We start from the raw sequence: 14415 nt of genomic DNA, 5'->3' as shown, positions 1-14415 counted from the left end.
TCCATTTCCACGATCTCGGGCCGGTTGGGCGAGACGATGGCCACCCGGTCGCCACGCTGCAGGCCTTGCGCCCGCAGCGCATGGGCCAGCTGGTTGGAACGTGCTTCCAGCGCGCGGTAGGTCAGCACCTGGCTGCCGAACAACACGGCCGGCCGCTCGGGCCAGAAGCGCGCACTGCGCGCGAGGTAGATGCCGAAGTTCATTTCGCTTGTCTCCCACAGGGTGACCCCAGTCTAGGAAGCGATGAACCCGGTTTGGATAATCAAACAGGCCGCTTTGATAATGCAGTGGAATCACCCCACAAAGGCATGGCCATGGCGCTGCGGCTGGACGACCTCGACTACTTCCTGGCGGTGGCACGCCACCGCACGGTGCGGCGCGCGGCGGTGGAGCTGGCGGTCTCGCAACCCGCGCTCACCAAGGGCATCCAGCGGCTGGAGGCGGAGCTGGGCTTTCCGCTGTTCCACCGCAGCCGGCGCGGCATGGAACTCACCGCCGCTTCGGCGCGCTTTTTCGAGCGGTTGGCCACCTTGCGCGGCAGCCTGGGCGAAGCCATCAAGGAAGCGGCCGACCTGCACCTGGGCGAGCTGGGCACGCTGCATGTGGGCGTGTCGCCGCTGTATGCCAACCAGTTGTTCGTGCCGGCCTGCGTGCGCCTGAACCAGGAAAGGCCGGCCGCCCGCGTGTCGGTGCTCATCCACCTGAACGACGCGCTGCTGACGGCGCTGCGCCGTGGCGACATCGACCTCAGCATCAACGCGCTGCCGGCCGAGCTGCCCGACGACTTGCGCGCCCTGCCCTTGATGACCGACGACCTGTGCCTGGTGGTGCGTGAAGGCCACCCGCTGCTGGCCCGCCGGCGCCTGCGGCTCAAGGCCCTGGCGCAGGCGCAGTGGATGCTGCCCGGGCTGGCCGTGGCCGCCCGCCGTGCGGTGGAAGGCCGTCTGGCCGAAGCGGGGCTGCCGCCGCCCCAGGTGGTGGTGGAAGTGAACAACACCGCGGCCCAGTTGCTGGACCTGGTGCGCCACAGCGACCTGGTGTCGCTGATGAGCGCGGCGATGCTGTCGGGGCCTGCCGGCCAGGGCCTGGCGGCACTGCCGATGGCCGAGGCGCGTTTCCGGCGCCAGATCGGCATCGTGACGCGGGCCGGCAGCGCGCTGCCACCGTTGGGGCAGCGGCTGGTGGAGATCCTGGCCGGCGCTGCGCCGCCGGGCCAGGGGGCTGCTTAGAAGGTGCTCCAGTCGTCGTCGCTGGCCACGGCCACCGGGGCCGGGGCCGGCGCCTTGGCCACGGGCCGCGGCGCGGCGGCGGCCGGGCTCGGCGTGGGGCGGGCGACCGGGCGCACGGCGGGTGCTGCGGTACGCGCACGCGCCGGTGCCGCAGCGCGCGGCTTGGCGGCCACAGGGGCGCTGGGGCGCGGCGCGGCCACCGACACCGGGGCCACGGGGGCAAGCGGGGCCGTCCGGCTGGCCGTCGGCGCATCGCGCCCGCCCACCTGGAACACCGCCACGGCGTTGACCAGCTGACCGGCCTGCGTCTTCAGGCTTTCGGCCGCGGCGGCGCTTTGTTCCACCAGCGCAGCGTTCTGCTGCGTGCCCTGGTCCATGCGGCTGACCGCTTCGCCCACCTGCTTGACGCCGTTGGCCTGCTCATCGCTGGCCGAGGTGATCTCGGCCACGATGTGGGTCACCTGCTTGACCGAGTCCACGATCTCGCCCATGGTGGTGCCGGCCTGGCCCACCAGCGCCGTGCCCTTTTCCACCTGCTCGACGCTGCGGCCGATCAGGCCCTTGATCTCGCGCGCGGCCTCGGCGCTGCGCTGCGCCAGGCTGCGCACTTCGCCGGCCACCACGGCAAAGCCGCGGCCCTGCTCGCCGGCCCGCGCGGCTTCCACCGCCGCGTTCAGCGCCAGGATGTTGGTCTGGAAGGCGATGCCATCGATCACGCCGATGATGTCGCCGATCTTGCGGCTGCTTTCGCTGATCTCCTGCATGGTGGCCACCACCTGGCTCACCACCTGGCCGCCCTGCTCGGCCACCGCCGAGGCGCCTTGCGTCAGCTCGTTGGCCTGGCGGGCGCTGTCGGCGTTGTTGCGCACCGTGGCGCCCAGCTGGTCCATCGTGGCCGCGGTTTCCTGCAGGGCGCTGGCCTGCTGCTCGGTACGCATGCTCAGGTCCTGGTTGCCCTGGGCGATCTGCGCACTGGCGGTGGCCACGCTCTCGGCGTTCTGCCGCACGCCCGAGACCACCTGCGCCAGCCGCTGCTGCATGCCGCGCAGCGCGCTCAGCAGCTGGCCGACCTCGTCGGCCTGGCCTTCGGGGATGGGGCTGGTCAGGTCGCCGTCGCGCACCGCATCGGCGGCGCGCACCGCGGCGGCCATCGGGTGGGTGATGGAGCGGGTGAGGTAGAGCGCCAGCAGGCCGCCCACGGCCACGGCCAGCACCGAGGCCAGGCCCACCATCAGCAGCGAGCGCTGGGTGTCGGCCTTGGCATCTTCCGAAGCCTCGGCCATCTGGCCTTCGAACAGCTTGACCTGGTCGGCCAGGGCCTTGAGGTACTCGCCCTGCACCGCATAACGCGGGCCGTACAGCAGCGCCGACGCCTCGGCGGGCTGCTGGGCCTGGGCCAGCTTGGCCACGTCGTAGGTGAAGTCGAAGTACTGCTGGTTCAGCGCCGCGGCCTTCTCCACCGCCGCCTTGCCGTCTGCCGTGAAGGCCAGGCGCTGCAGGTCGGCCAGCAGCTTCTGGGCCTTGTCGCGGTTGGCGTCCAGCGTCGCCTTGTTGGGCGCCTGCTTGTCGGCCGACTGCAGCAGGATCAGGTTGCGTGCCACGCGGGCCGAATCCACCACCAGATAGGCCAGGCTCTGGGCGCTCTGGGTCTTGACGTGGAGGTTGTCGTTCAACAGCACGATCGAGTCACGCAGCTTGAGCATGTGGCTCAGGCCGATGCCGGCCACGAGCAGCAGCGCAGCCAGCACCACGCCGAAGCCAAAGCCCAGGCGCTTGCCGATGGTGAGGTTCTTGAAGAAGGTCATGGGTGGGAGGTCATCAATGATCCGGCGTGAACAGAAGCCGGCTGCTCCCGTTATCGGCCACTCACCCGCCGGATTGATGGCGGCGCCGCAGCCAGCCGCCCATTGCCGCCATGCCGCCCAGCATCAGCGCCCAGGTGCCGGGCTCGGGCACCGCCTGAGTGACGCTGGCCACGCCGGTGCCGATCTGCTGGCCGTCGGACCAGGCCATCACCGCGAACTGGCTGGTGACGGTGGTGCCGGGCTGGCTGGCGGCCAGCGCAAACCACAGGTTCTGGTGACCATCGACGAAGCTGGAGACGCGGTCGAGGGCGGCGTCCCAGGTGGCTTCGGGCGTCTGCTCGCCGCGGGTGGTGGTGAAGGCGGTGCGCACGTCGGCGATCAGGCTGTCTTCCAGCACCGTCGGAAAGCTGGTGCCCCAGGCGATGCCGCGGGCCGCCTGGGCGGCAGCGGTGTTGAGCATCAGCACCAGGTGCGTCTGGCCGGCGCTGCCGTCGCCGGGCAGGTCGTCGATCAGGCCGACCATCAGCGCCGCCAGCGGCCGGTTGCTGCTGGACTTGCGGAACACGTCGGTGATGGTGCCGCCGCTGGCGGCCACCTGCGCCGGCCAGCTGGCGCCGCTGTTGAACTCATAGCCGTTGAAGATGCCGATGCCGTAGATGGTGCCGGCGTAGCCGTCGGGCAGGCCCAGGCCGGTGATGCTGTAGGACAGCTCGATGTCCTCGGCCGCGGTGAGGGCATGGGCCGGCAGGGCCAGCGCCGCGGTGGCGGCCAGGGCCAGCAGCTGGCGGGCCGGCAGGCGGACGGCTGGCAGGGTGTGGGGGGTCATGGCGCGCTCCTCGGGTGGTTGTGGGTGGGGGTCCATGGTGCGCAGCCACCGTTTGCCCACCGTTAGCGGCGGGTCCCGCGTCCGCGGGGCGCGGGCTGCCTTCAGGCGGCGCTGCGGCCCAGCGCGAGGCCGACGGCCTCGGCCAGCGGCAGCTGCCGCCCCTGGTCGTACAGGGCCTGCGCGGCCGCCATGCCGCCCAACTGCACCGCGGCCAGCCGGCGCACGCGGCGCAGGTCGAAGTCGTCGCCCGGGCCCAGGGCGCCGAAGTGCGTCTGCCAGTAATCGGCGGCAAAGGCGGCCAGGCGCAGCGCCGCCTGCGGCTGGCGGGTGTGGGCCAGCGCGCGCGGCAGGTTCCACAGGCCATAGGCCAGGTCGTGCGAAGCCACGTTGCGCCAGGCCACGCGCAGGCATTCGCGGAAGGCGGTGACCGCCTCGGGCCAGCGGCGCAGCTCGCTCAAGGCATTGCCGTAGACGTTGAGCGACTGGCTCAGCCGCCGCCAGTCCTGCTGGGCGGCGGCGCTGTCCAGCACCGGCAGCAGGGCCTGCAGCGCCTCGGCATGGCGGCCGGCCGACTGCGCGATGACGGCCAGGTTGTAGCGCCCGCTGTTGACCGCATGTTCCTGCCCCAGCGCCTGCCAGGCCGCCAAGGCGCGGCGGTGCAGCGCCAGCGCCTCGTCGCGGCGCCGGAAGTGGGCGTTGAACACGAAGGCCCGCAGCGCCAGCAGGCTGGCCGCCAGTTCGTCGTCGGCGCCGCGCGGCAGGCAGGCTTCGGCCTGGTCGATCAGCGGCAAAGCGGCGTTGCCATCGCGCCGGCTGCGCCACAGCACCCGCGCCAGCGCATGCAGGGCACGGGCCCGCAGCGCGGGCGGAGCTGCGGCCGGCAGCTGGTCCAGGCCGGCCTGCGCATGGGCCAGCGCCGCATCGCGACGGCCGGCGACGAACAGCAGCGGCCCCAGCAGCGAGCAGCCGCGCGCGCGCAGCAGCGGATCGGCGCAGGCGGCCACCGCCGCCTCGGCCTGCGCCAGCGCATGGGTAGGCAGTTCCACGTCTTCCAGCACGCGGCGCAGCGGCAGCAGCAGCGTGATGGCTTCGGCCGGCGCGCCGTCGGCCACCGCGCTGGTGAGCGCCGCGTCCAGGTTGGGCAGTTCCTGCCGCAGCGCGGGCAGCCAGGGCGTGGGCGGCAGCGCCGCGGCCCAGGCGGCCAGGCAGGCCCGGTGGCGCGCGCGCCAGCCGCGCAGCGTGGCTTCGTCCTGCTGGGCGGCGACGAATTCGCGCACCGGCTCATAGAGCTGAAAGCGCAGCGGGCCCTCGTCGCGCCGGGCGCCGTCGGCCCCGCCGGCGCGGGTGTGCACCAGCGATTGGGCATGCAGCTCGTCCAGCGGCAGGGCCACGGCGGCAGGGCCGCTGCCCTCCACCTCGCCCAGCGCCGCCAGCGTGGCGCCGCCGTGGAACACCGCCAGCGCGCCGGCCAGCCGCTGTTGCTGCGGCGTGAGCTGCCGCCAGCTCCAGTCGATCACCGCCCGCATCGATGCGTGCCGGGCGGCCGGGCCGAAGGGTGTGGCCGCGGCGGTACCGGCACGGGCCAGCAGCGCCAGCCGCGGCGCCTGGCCGGCCGGCTGCAGCGGCGGCGCGGCCAGCAGGCCGGCCAGCTCGGCCAGCGACAGGCTGCGCAGCCGCGGCGCCGCCAGTTCCAGCGCCAGCGGCATGCCTTCCAGCTGCTGCAGCAGGGCCAGCACCGCCGGCTCGTCGCCCGCGCGCAGCCGAAAGCCCGGGCGCACCGCCTGCGCCCGGTCGAGCAGCAGCGCCACCGCGGGGTTGCGCGCCAGCGCGGCCAGGTCGGCGCCGGCTTCGGGCAGCGGCAGCGGCTCCAGCGGCAGCAGCTGTTCGCCCGCCAAGCCCAGCGGGCGCCGGCTGGTGACCAGCAGCACCAGGCCCGGCAGCGCCGCCAGCCAGTCCTGCACCACGGCCGTGGCCGCCTCGGGCAGCTGCTCGAAGTTGTCCAGCACCAGCAGCACCCGGCGGCCTTGCAGCAAGGCGGTGACGGCGGCCGGCGAGCCGCCCGATCCGGCCGGCGCGCCCAGCGCGGCGGCCACGGTGTCCACCAGCTGCGGCGCATTGCCGCAGGAGGCCAGCGGCGCGAAGGCCACCAGGTCGAACGGCGGGCTGGCGCCTTGGCCGCGCGCGAACTCCACCGCCAGGCGCGTCTTGCCGCTGCCGCCCGGGCCTTGCAGCGTGACCAGGCGCGCCCCGGCGGCCAGCCGGCGGGCCAGGCGGGCCGCCGGTTCGGCCAGGCCGAAGGCCGGCGTCAGGTAATGCGGCAGCAGCTGCGCCTCGGGCGCCGGCCGGGGGGCCTGCGGCCGGGCCTCCAGCCGCTCATGCAGCGCGGCCAGGCGCGCCCGCTCGTCGCCGATCCAGTCGTCGTAGAAACCCGGCAGCAGCTCGCCGCGGTACAGCGCCCGGGCGGCGATGGCGTCGCCTTCGTGCAGCGCGCGCTCGAACTCCTGCACGTCGCAGGCCACCACGCCGGGCTGCAGCCGCACGCCCAGCCGGTCGGCCTGCAGGGCGGGCCGCAGGCCGGCCGATTCCAGCGCCGACTTGACGGTGGACAGCGCCTGCCGCAGCCGGTTGCGCGCCACGGCCTGGGCCACGCCGGGCCACAGCAGCTCGACCAGCACCTCGCGCGGGTGCTGCTGCTGCGGCCACAGCGCCAGCCGGGCCAGCAGCGCCATCGCGGCGCGGCCGGGCAGCCGCAGCGGTGCCTCGGCGGCCGGGTGCTGCAACTCGAAACCGCCCAGCAGGCGCAGCTGCCAGCGCGGCGGCGCCTGCACGTCGGGCGTGTCGCACTGCACGTGGTCGACCATCGCGGCTCCTGGGCCCGGCTGGGCGCGGGCGTTGGCATGGGATGCCGCGACTGTAGACCGGACGCGCGCTGTTCAGCCGTCGGCCACTTCCAGGTCGGCGCACAGCACCTGCAGGCTGCCGGCCCGTTCAAACGCCACCGACAGCGTGCGGCACATGCGGCCGCCCTGCAGCGTGAGGTAGGGCCGGGTGACCTGCACCACGCCGGGCTGGCGCAGGGCGCGCCGGAAGTAGGCGCGCCGCGACCAGTTGGCGCGGCTGCAGTCGAACAGCGGCGCGAACTGCGGTGCGTCGCCCATGGAGTGCATCGAATGCCCCTGGCGGAAGGCGGCTTCGCCGACCTGCCGGCCTTCATGGTCGAGCAGGTAGCACACCGATGCCTCCGCCAATGCCAGAAACGCGGCGCCGGCTTCGGCCAGCGGCCGGCCCTGGGCCAGGTCGCCACAGGCCTGCGACAAGGCCGCGCGGTGCGGGGCCAGGCGGCGGCCGATGTCGGCAGGCTCCTTCATCAGCGCCGGGTCGAAGCTGCGCCAGGCCTGTGCCAGCCGGTCCAGCGGCGCCGGGTGGGGGCCGGCTTCGGGCCCCGGGCGGCCGAAGAAGTAACCCTGCACCAGGTCGACGTCGCAGTCCAGCGCCACATGGGCGCCCTGCAGCGTCTCGATGCCTTCCATCAGCACCAGCGCGCCGCATTCGTGCAGCAGGGCCACCATCTGCGCCACGATGCGCATCGGCCCGGTGCCGTGCTTGGCGCGCAGCAGCACATGGCGGTCGAGCTTGACGATGTGTGGCCGCAGCTCGAACACGCGCTCGAAGTTGGAATGGCCGGCCCCGAAGTCGTCCAGCGCGATCAGGCAGCCGGCCTCACGCAGCGCCTGCACGCCCTGGCGCAGCGCGTCGTCCAGGCCCAGCGGCGACTCCAGCACCTCGATGACCAGCCGCTCGGGCGGCAGGCCGGAAGCGGCGATGGCCTGCAGGACGGGCGCGACGCCGCGCTGCAGCGAAGCCGGGTCGAGGTTGACGAACAGCCACTGCCCCGGCGCGGCGGCTGGCGTCTGCGCAAAGTGCCGCAGGTGGGCGTGCAGCCCGCGCAGGTCCAGCGCCGCCCGCTGGCCCGGCGAACGCTGGCTGGCGAACAAGGCGGCCGGCGGCAGCGGCTGGCGGTCGGCCAGGCGCTCGGCGCGCAGCAGCGCTTCCCAGCCGACGACACGGCCATGGCTGAGGCTGAGGATGGGCTGGAAGGCCGAAGCCAGCCGCAGCGCATCGAGCGCGGGCGGCGCCTCTCCCACACAACCTACCTGCGACCCCCAGACCTCCGCTGCCGACATCCACTGCGCCCGTTCACCCCCCCGCACCACGCGCAGCCAACAGGGGGATAGCTGCCGGCCACCCTGCTTATCGGCGCCGGGCCCGGCTACTCAAGCACCAGTTGCCGGGCGATGGTGCTGGACTGGCTCAGCAGCACGTCGGCCGCGGTGGGCGTGAGCCGGCCATCGGCCACCGCCGCCAGCGCCAAGCTGTCGAAGCGCTGCAGCGCCGCCAACGCGAAGTTGAAGCTGTACTGCGCGGCCGCGCCGGTGTCGGTGTAGCCCATGGCCATCCAGCGGTGGGCATCGTCAGCGGCCTGGGTCAGCGCCTGGGCGCCGGTGCGCAGCTGCTGGTCCAGGTGGTGCACCGCGGCGCTGACCACATGGCTGAAAGGCGCCCGCGTGCGGGTGGTCACGCTGCCGCCCAGGCAGTTGTCGCTGGGCGTCTTGGCCGGGCCCAGGTCACGCAGTCGCACGCTGGTGCGGCCCATGCGCTGCACCACGTCGCCGTGCGAGGTGGCCGCCACCCACCAGGTGTCAGGTCGACTGGTATCGAGGCGTATCAGCAGGCCGCAGCAGGCGACCCACTTGTCTAGACAAGTCGGGCGGCGGCTCCGCACGAGCCCCGTCGCCGAACGGCGCCGGGTGAGGCATGCTGGTGGACCCAAGGAGGAGTCAGCCATGCACCAGCAGATCTTCGTCAACCTGCCCATCAAGAACATGCAGCGCTCACGCGCGTTCTTCGAGTCGCTGGGCTACCAGTTCAACCCGCAGTTCAGCAACGAGCGGGGCGCCTGCCTGGTGCTGGGCGAGCACCTGCATGCCATGCTGCTGGTGGAAGACTTCTTCAAGACCTTCACCGACAAGGCGATTGCCGATGCCCGGCAGACCACCGAGGTGCTGGTGTGCCTGTCCTGCGACAGCCGCGAGCAGGTGGACACGCTGGTGGCCAAGGCGCTGGCTGCCGGCGGTCAGGCGCCGCGGCCGCCGCAGGACCACGGCTTCATGTACGGCCACTCGTTCGAAGACCTGGACGGCCATGTGTGGGAGCTGGTGGCCATGTTCGGCACGCCGCCCGCGCAGGGCTGAAGGCGCTTCAGCCCGCGACCGTCAGCCCTTGCATTGGCGGAACACGTCCGGGCTGGTGTTGAAGCCGTCGATGCGCCAGCCCTGGGCGGTCCAGGTCAGGCTCATCGCACCGGCCAGGTCGATGCGTGTGTTGCCGCGGCGGGAGACGGGCGGCTGGTCCAGCCGCGGTGGCGGCTCGGGCGCCAGCAGATCGCGCAGCGTCATCTGCCGCGTGGTGGCGGGCACGCCGGGCAGGCAGCGGGCGGCCTGGCGCATCACGCTGGCCGGCGCCTTCACGGTGTCCGGGCCTTCCACGAACTCGAGCTGCGGCAGCGACAGCTGCTGCAGCGCCGCGCCATCACCGCGTGCCACGGCGCCCCGCAGCTGCTGCCAGAAGAGGTCGAAGGCCACATCGCGGTCCACCGAGCTGCTGCAGCCGGCGCCGCCGGGCGCCAGCGTGACCGTGGCCGGCAGCTGCAGCGCGCCGCAGGCCGCGGGGGTGAAGGCCAGGGCATAACCGCCTTCGCCACTGCGCCGCACGTCCACCCGCTGGCGCTGGCCCAGCGTCTCGTCCTGCCAGTCGAAGCGCCAGCTGCCGTCGGGCTGCGGACGTGCGGTGCCGGCGCTGCTGAAGTCGCACTCGCGCGTGCCGGCATGCAAGGCCACGCTCAGTTGCAGCGGCTGGCCGGCAGCATCGTGGCTGAGGCGGTAGCGGTGCTGCGCATCGGGCGTGCACACCAGCTGCCGTGGCAGCGGCGCTTCGGGCGCCGCCATCGCGGCCAGGCCGGCGGCACTGGCCAGCAGCATGACAAACGGTCGAACGAACAGGGACTTCATCCGCCAAGGTTAGCCGCAGCGCGAGCGCTTCAAGGCGCCCGGCGCACGCCCAGCGCGGAGGCCAGCGTGCGGTCGGCATAGGTCACGCCATCGTGGCCCTGGCCGCGCATCGACTGGTTGCCGCCGATCACGCGCACGCGGCCGTTGTCCAGCACCTCGGAGACGATGGCCACATGGCCCTGCGCCGGGTTGTTGCCGCGCGGGAACACGATGACGTCGCCCGGCCGCACATGCTGCGCGTCCTGGGGCACCGCCCTGCCCCACTGCAGCCAGCTGCGTGCCGCGGCGCTGCCGGTGCCGCGCACGCCGGCCTGCTGCATCGTCCAGTTCACGAAGGACGAGCACCACGAGGTTTCGTCGTTGCGCGCGCGCAGGCTGGTGGCCTGGTGGTACTGCAGCACCCGGGCTTCGTCGCGCGGGCCGCGGATTTCATGCACACCCAGCTCGCCCTGCGCGATGGCCAGGTGGCGCGGCACGCCGGTCGCGGGGGCCGTGGCCGGTGCGGGTGCGGGTGCCTGTGTGTTGGCGGCCGTGCCGCTCAACAGCCCCTGGCGGCCCAGCGCGGTCTCGATCGACTGGGTGCGGCGCTGCTGGTCGGCCAGCAGCACGGCCTGCAGCTCGCGCTCGCTGGGCCGGTGGCCCAGCTGCTGCTGCGCCACGTTGGCATAACCGCTGCCCGCGCGGCCGCCGCCGGGCAGCTGAAAGCGCTGGCCGGTGGACGCATCGACGAAGCTGTGAAAGCGCAGCTGCGTCAGGTGGTGCGCATCCAGCGGCTGGCCGCGCAGGCTGTCGAGCTGGCCCAGGAAGCGCCGCGCCGCCGAAGGCGACTGGTTGTACAGGTCGAGGTAGGCACTGGCCAGCCGCGGGTGGGCCGGGTCCAGGCCGGCCTGGCGGGCCGCGGCTTCATAGGCCGGCAGCTGGCGCTGCAGGGTCTGCAGCTGGCGCCGGTCGGCATCGGCCGGGCTGGCGGCCGCATGCTGGTACGAGAACGAGCCCTGGTTGCGCGCCGCATTGCCGGGGTCGCGGTGGCCACCATAGGCATCGGTGCGGCCGCCATCGGGCAGGCGCGTGCCTTCAGCATTGCCGATGACGATGGCTGCACCGGCGCGCGAGCCCAGGCCGGGGTCGGTGAAGTGACGCAGGTCCAGCCGCGCACGGCCCGCTGCGGCGGCCGTGGTGCCCGTGGCTGCGGCGCCGGCCGACGCATGGGCGCCGGGCAGCTGCCGCAGCACCACCGGCACGCGCAGCAGCTCGCCGATGTGCAGCAGGTCGGGGTCGCGGCCGCCGCCGTCGGCCGGGCCAGCATGGCCATCGGCCTGCGAAGGGTCCATGCCATTGGCGCGCATCAGCGCCTCGGCGCTCACGCCGTGCTGGCGGGCGATGTCGGTCAGCGTGTCGCCGCGCTGCACGCGGTAGGGCTGCAGTTGCATGAGGGTCTCCGAAGGATGCCGCTCATTGCAACTGCCGGCGCCTGGCGGCGCCAGCTGGGGTGCGCCGCACTGGGGTGCGCCACAGGTCGGCGCTTCAGCCCGCGGTGCGGAACACCGCCAGCGTGCGATGTGGCGCGCCGCCTCGTCGGCGGACTCGGGACGCCGCCCACCTGGCGCACCATCCGGTGCGTCAGTCGCACGGCGGCGGCCACGCCCAGCGCGCGGGCCGGCAGCACCACCTCGGCCGGCGCCCGGGCGGTGTCGCAGGCCACGCGCTGCTGCTTGAGCTGCTCGAACTCCGCGGCCATCGACACACCTGTCAAGCCACGTGGCCCCGGGGCGTCACAGCATCATGCCGCCCGACACTTCCACCCGCTGGCCGGTGATCCAGCCGCTGCCCTCCGCCAGCAGCGCGGCCACCGCGCCGCCCACGTCGTCGGGCAGGCCCACGCGGCCCAGCGCGGTGACGCTGGCGATCTGCTGGTTCATGGCCTTGTTGTCGCGCACCACGCCGCCGCCGAAGTCGGTCTCGATGGCGCCGGGCGCCACCGTGTTGACGCGGATGCCCCGCGGCCCCAGTTCCTTGGCCAGGTAGCGGGTGAGCACCTCCACCCCGCCCTTCATCACCGCATACGCCGCATAGCCCGGGAAGCTGAAGCGCGCCAGCCCGCTGGAGGTGTTGACGATGCGCCCTCCATCAGCCAGCAGCGGCAGCAGCGCCTGCGTGAGGAAGAACGGGCCCTTGAGGTGGATGCGGGCCAGCAGGTCGAACTGCTCTTCGGTGGTGTCCGCAAAACTGGCGTGCAGGCCGATGCCGGCGTTGTTGACCAGGAAGTCGAACTGCGGCCGCTGCCAGGTCTCGGTCAGCGCCTGTTTCACCTGCGCTGCAAAGGCCGCGAAACTGGCACTGTCGGCCAGATCGAGCGGCAGCGCCACGGCGCGCCGGCCCAGCGCCTGCACCTGTTGCACCACGGCCTGCGCTTCGGCCTGGTTGCGCTGGTAGGTGAGGATCAGGTCCACGCCCTGCTCGGCCAGGGCCAGCGCCGTGTGGCGGCCCAGGCCGCGGCTGGCGCCGGTGATGAGGGCGATGCGGGGGGTGGGGGTCGTGCTGCTCATGGGGAACTCCTGAAGAGGTGTTGGTGAAGGCACTTTAGGTGTTCACCCAGCGCGGATAAAGCGCCATAAATTTGCCACAGTGTTCACCCGCAGCGCACAATGGCCACCATGCAGCTCGACGAACTCCGCATCTTTGCCCGCGTCGCGGAACTGGCCAGCTTCACCCGCGCGGCCGAGCAGCTGGGCCTGGCCAAAGGCCGCATCTCCGCCGCGGTGCAGCAGCTGGAAGCCAGCGTGGGCAGCCGGCTGCTGGAGCGCAGCACCCGGCACGTCAAGCTCACGCCCGATGGTGAGCAGTTCCTCGAACGCTGCCAGGAACTGCTGGCCGATGCCGAGCAGCTGCAGGCGATGTTCCAGCCCGCGGCCAGCGGCCTGCGCGGTCGCCTGCGCATCGACCTGTCGGGCACGATGGCGCGCGACCTGGTGATCCCGCGGCTGCCCGAGTTCATGGCCGCGCATCCGCTGCTGGAAGTGGCCATCAGCACCACCGACCGTCGGGTGGACCTGGTGCGCGAAGGCTTCGACTGCGTGCTGCGCGTGGGCACGCTGGGCGACATCGACCTGGTGGCGCGCCCGCTGGGCCAGCTGGCGATGTGGAACCTTGCCAGCCCCGACTACCTGCGCCGCCATGGCACGCCCCGGCGCCTGGCCGACCTGGCGCAGCACCGCGTGGTGCACTACGCGGCGCGCCTGAGCCTGCAAGGCGCCAGCTGGGACTACCTGGAAGGCGGCGAGCCGCGGCTGCTGCCCATGCGCGCCAGCGTGGTGGTCAATGGCACCGATGCCTACCAGGCCGCCTGCCTGGCCGGCCTCGGGCTGATCCAGGTGCCGGTGCACGGCAGCCGTGCGCTGGTGCAGGCCGGCCGGCTGGTGCCGGTGCTGCCGCAGCACACCGCACCGCCCATGCCCGTGTCGCTGCTGTACGCGCCGCGCCGCCACCTGCCACCACGGGTGCAGGCGGCGCTGCAGTGGCTGGCGCAGGTGGTGGGGCCCGCCCTGGCAGAACAGGTGCCTTGAAGGCCGGTGCGAAGCCGGTGCTCAGCTGTGCGGCGGCAGCGGCGCGTCGGCCACCACCCGGTTGCGACCACCCTGCTTGGCCGCGTACAGGCGCTGGTCCACCTGGGCCAGCAGCGCGGTCAGGCTCTGGTTCGCCTGGCCCGCTGCGGCGGTCACGCAACCCACGCTGACACGCACCTGCAGACCGGGCGACAAGCGGTGCCAGTCCTCGCGTTCCACCGCGGCGCGCACCCGCTCGCACACACCGAGCGCGGTGGCCGGGCTGACACCCGGCAGCAGCAGGCCGAATTCTTCGCCGCCATAGCGGGCGGCCAGGTCCATCTCGCGGCAGCTGGCGCTCAGCAGCCGGCCCACGCGGCGCAGCACCTCGTCGCCCACCTGGTGCGAATGCCGGTCGTTGATGTCCTTGAAATGGTCCACGTCGATCAGCGCCAGCGCGAAGCAGCGGCCCTGCGCCAGGCCCTGGTGCAGGTCGGCCAGGGCCGCATCAAAGGCGCGCCGGTTGGCGATGCCGGTCAGGCCGTCTTCCAGCGAGGCACGTTCGAAACGCTCGGCGCGCAGGCGGTTGAAGGTGGCCTCGGCCTGGGCGCGGCCGGTCTCGTACTTCACCTCCAGCGCGCGGGCGTGCATCTGCGCCCGGTCGGACGCCAGCTGCGCATAGTGCGCATGGAACTGCTTGTGCCAGTGCAGGGCCGCGGCATGGTCGCCCAGCGCCTCGTGCACGTCGCACAGCAGGCGGCAGCAGCTTTGCAGGTAGGCCGCGTCGCCCGTGGGCGCCAGCAGCGCATGGGCGGCTTGCAGGCGCTGCAGCGCAGCCGCGGGCTGCACGTCCTGCAGGTCCATCTCGGCCAGGTTCAGCAGCGCGATGGCGGCGGCCACGCCGCCGTCCTCGCCCGCTTCGTCATGCACTGCCTGCAACGTGAG

The 14415-nt window shown here is 73.1% G+C and carries 13 protein-coding genes; 3 read left to right on the top strand and 10 right to left on the bottom strand.

Annotated features, from left to right (window positions below):
• Positions 1-203: AMP-binding protein (locus ABNT58_RS22710; RefSeq protein ID WP_348755677.1), on the bottom strand; the 203-nt coding region annotated here is incomplete at its 3' end.
• A gap of 84 nt (positions 204-287) precedes the next feature.
• Here ABNT58_RS22710 and ABNT58_RS22705 point away from each other — a divergent pair.
• On the top strand, positions 288-1229 hold the full coding sequence (locus tag ABNT58_RS22705; RefSeq protein WP_348755676.1) for a LysR family transcriptional regulator: 942 nt from the start codon (positions 288-290) through the stop codon (positions 1227-1229).
• Here ABNT58_RS22705 and ABNT58_RS22700 read toward each other — a convergent pair.
• From ABNT58_RS22700 to ABNT58_RS22680, 5 genes are all read right to left on the bottom strand, one after another.
• Positions 1226-3034 carry a methyl-accepting chemotaxis protein gene (locus ABNT58_RS22700; protein WP_348755675.1) on the bottom strand — a complete coding sequence of 603 codons (1809 nt, stop codon included), beginning with the start codon at positions 3032-3034 and terminating at the stop codon, positions 1226-1228. The two genes, ABNT58_RS22705 and ABNT58_RS22700, sit on opposite strands and share 4 nt — an antisense overlap.
• Positions 3035-3095: 61 nt before the next feature.
• Complete coding sequence (locus tag ABNT58_RS22695) at positions 3096-3860, bottom strand: PEP-CTERM sorting domain-containing protein (RefSeq protein ID WP_348755674.1); 765 nt, start codon at positions 3858-3860, stop codon at positions 3096-3098.
• A 101-nt stretch (positions 3861-3961) separates the two neighbouring features.
• Positions 3962-6721 carry an NACHT domain-containing protein gene (locus ABNT58_RS22690; RefSeq protein ID WP_348755673.1) on the bottom strand — a complete coding sequence of 920 codons (2760 nt, stop codon included), beginning with the start codon at positions 6719-6721 and terminating at the stop codon, positions 3962-3964.
• Positions 6722-6793: 72 nt separating this feature from the next.
• A complete protein-coding gene (locus tag ABNT58_RS22685; protein WP_348755672.1) occupies positions 6794-8005 on the bottom strand; it encodes an EAL domain-containing protein in 1212 nt (403 codons plus the stop codon).
• 125 nt (positions 8006-8130) lie between these two features.
• Positions 8131-8550 carry a hypothetical protein gene (locus ABNT58_RS22680; protein ID WP_348755671.1) on the bottom strand — a complete coding sequence of 140 codons (420 nt, stop codon included), beginning with the start codon at positions 8548-8550 and terminating at the stop codon, positions 8131-8133.
• 154 nt (positions 8551-8704) lie between these two features.
• On the opposite strand from ABNT58_RS22680, the gene ABNT58_RS22675 reads away from it, so the two are divergent.
• Positions 8705-9112, top strand: a complete 408-nt coding sequence (locus ABNT58_RS22675; protein ID WP_348755670.1) for a VOC family protein — start codon at positions 8705-8707, stop codon at positions 9110-9112.
• 21 nt (positions 9113-9133) lie between these two features.
• Here the strand turns inward: ABNT58_RS22675 and ABNT58_RS22670 are convergent, their stop codons facing one another.
• From ABNT58_RS22670 to ABNT58_RS22660, 3 genes are all read right to left on the bottom strand, one after another.
• Entirely contained in the window at positions 9134-9928 is a 795-nt protein-coding gene (locus ABNT58_RS22670; RefSeq protein WP_348755669.1) for a hypothetical protein, read from the bottom strand.
• Positions 9929-9957: 29 nt separating this feature from the next.
• Positions 9958-11358, bottom strand: a complete 1401-nt coding sequence (locus ABNT58_RS22665) for a LysM peptidoglycan-binding domain-containing protein (protein WP_348755668.1) — start codon at positions 11356-11358, stop codon at positions 9958-9960.
• A gap of 342 nt (positions 11359-11700) precedes the next feature.
• The gene (locus tag ABNT58_RS22660; protein WP_348755667.1) at positions 11701-12474 is read right to left on the bottom strand and encodes an SDR family oxidoreductase; all 774 of its coding nucleotides are present in this window, start codon (positions 12472-12474) and stop codon (positions 11701-11703) included.
• A gap of 108 nt (positions 12475-12582) precedes the next feature.
• Between ABNT58_RS22660 and ABNT58_RS22655 the strand changes: the two genes are divergently transcribed.
• The gene (locus ABNT58_RS22655) at positions 12583-13491 is read left to right on the top strand and encodes a LysR family transcriptional regulator (protein ID WP_348755666.1); all 909 of its coding nucleotides are present in this window, start codon (positions 12583-12585) and stop codon (positions 13489-13491) included.
• Positions 13492-13512: 21 nt separating this feature from the next.
• Here the strand turns inward: ABNT58_RS22655 and ABNT58_RS22650 are convergent.
• Positions 13513-14415, bottom strand: a 903-nt coding sequence (locus ABNT58_RS22650) for a GGDEF domain-containing protein (RefSeq protein WP_348755665.1), incomplete at its 5' end; no start/stop codon positions are given.

Source organism: uncultured Aquincola sp., from assembly GCF_964001545.1.
Taxonomy (GTDB): domain Bacteria; phylum Pseudomonadota; class Gammaproteobacteria; order Burkholderiales; family Burkholderiaceae_C; genus Aquincola.
The sequence above is the reverse complement of the archived record's forward strand: the minus strand, read 5'-3'. Positions and strand labels throughout refer to the sequence as shown.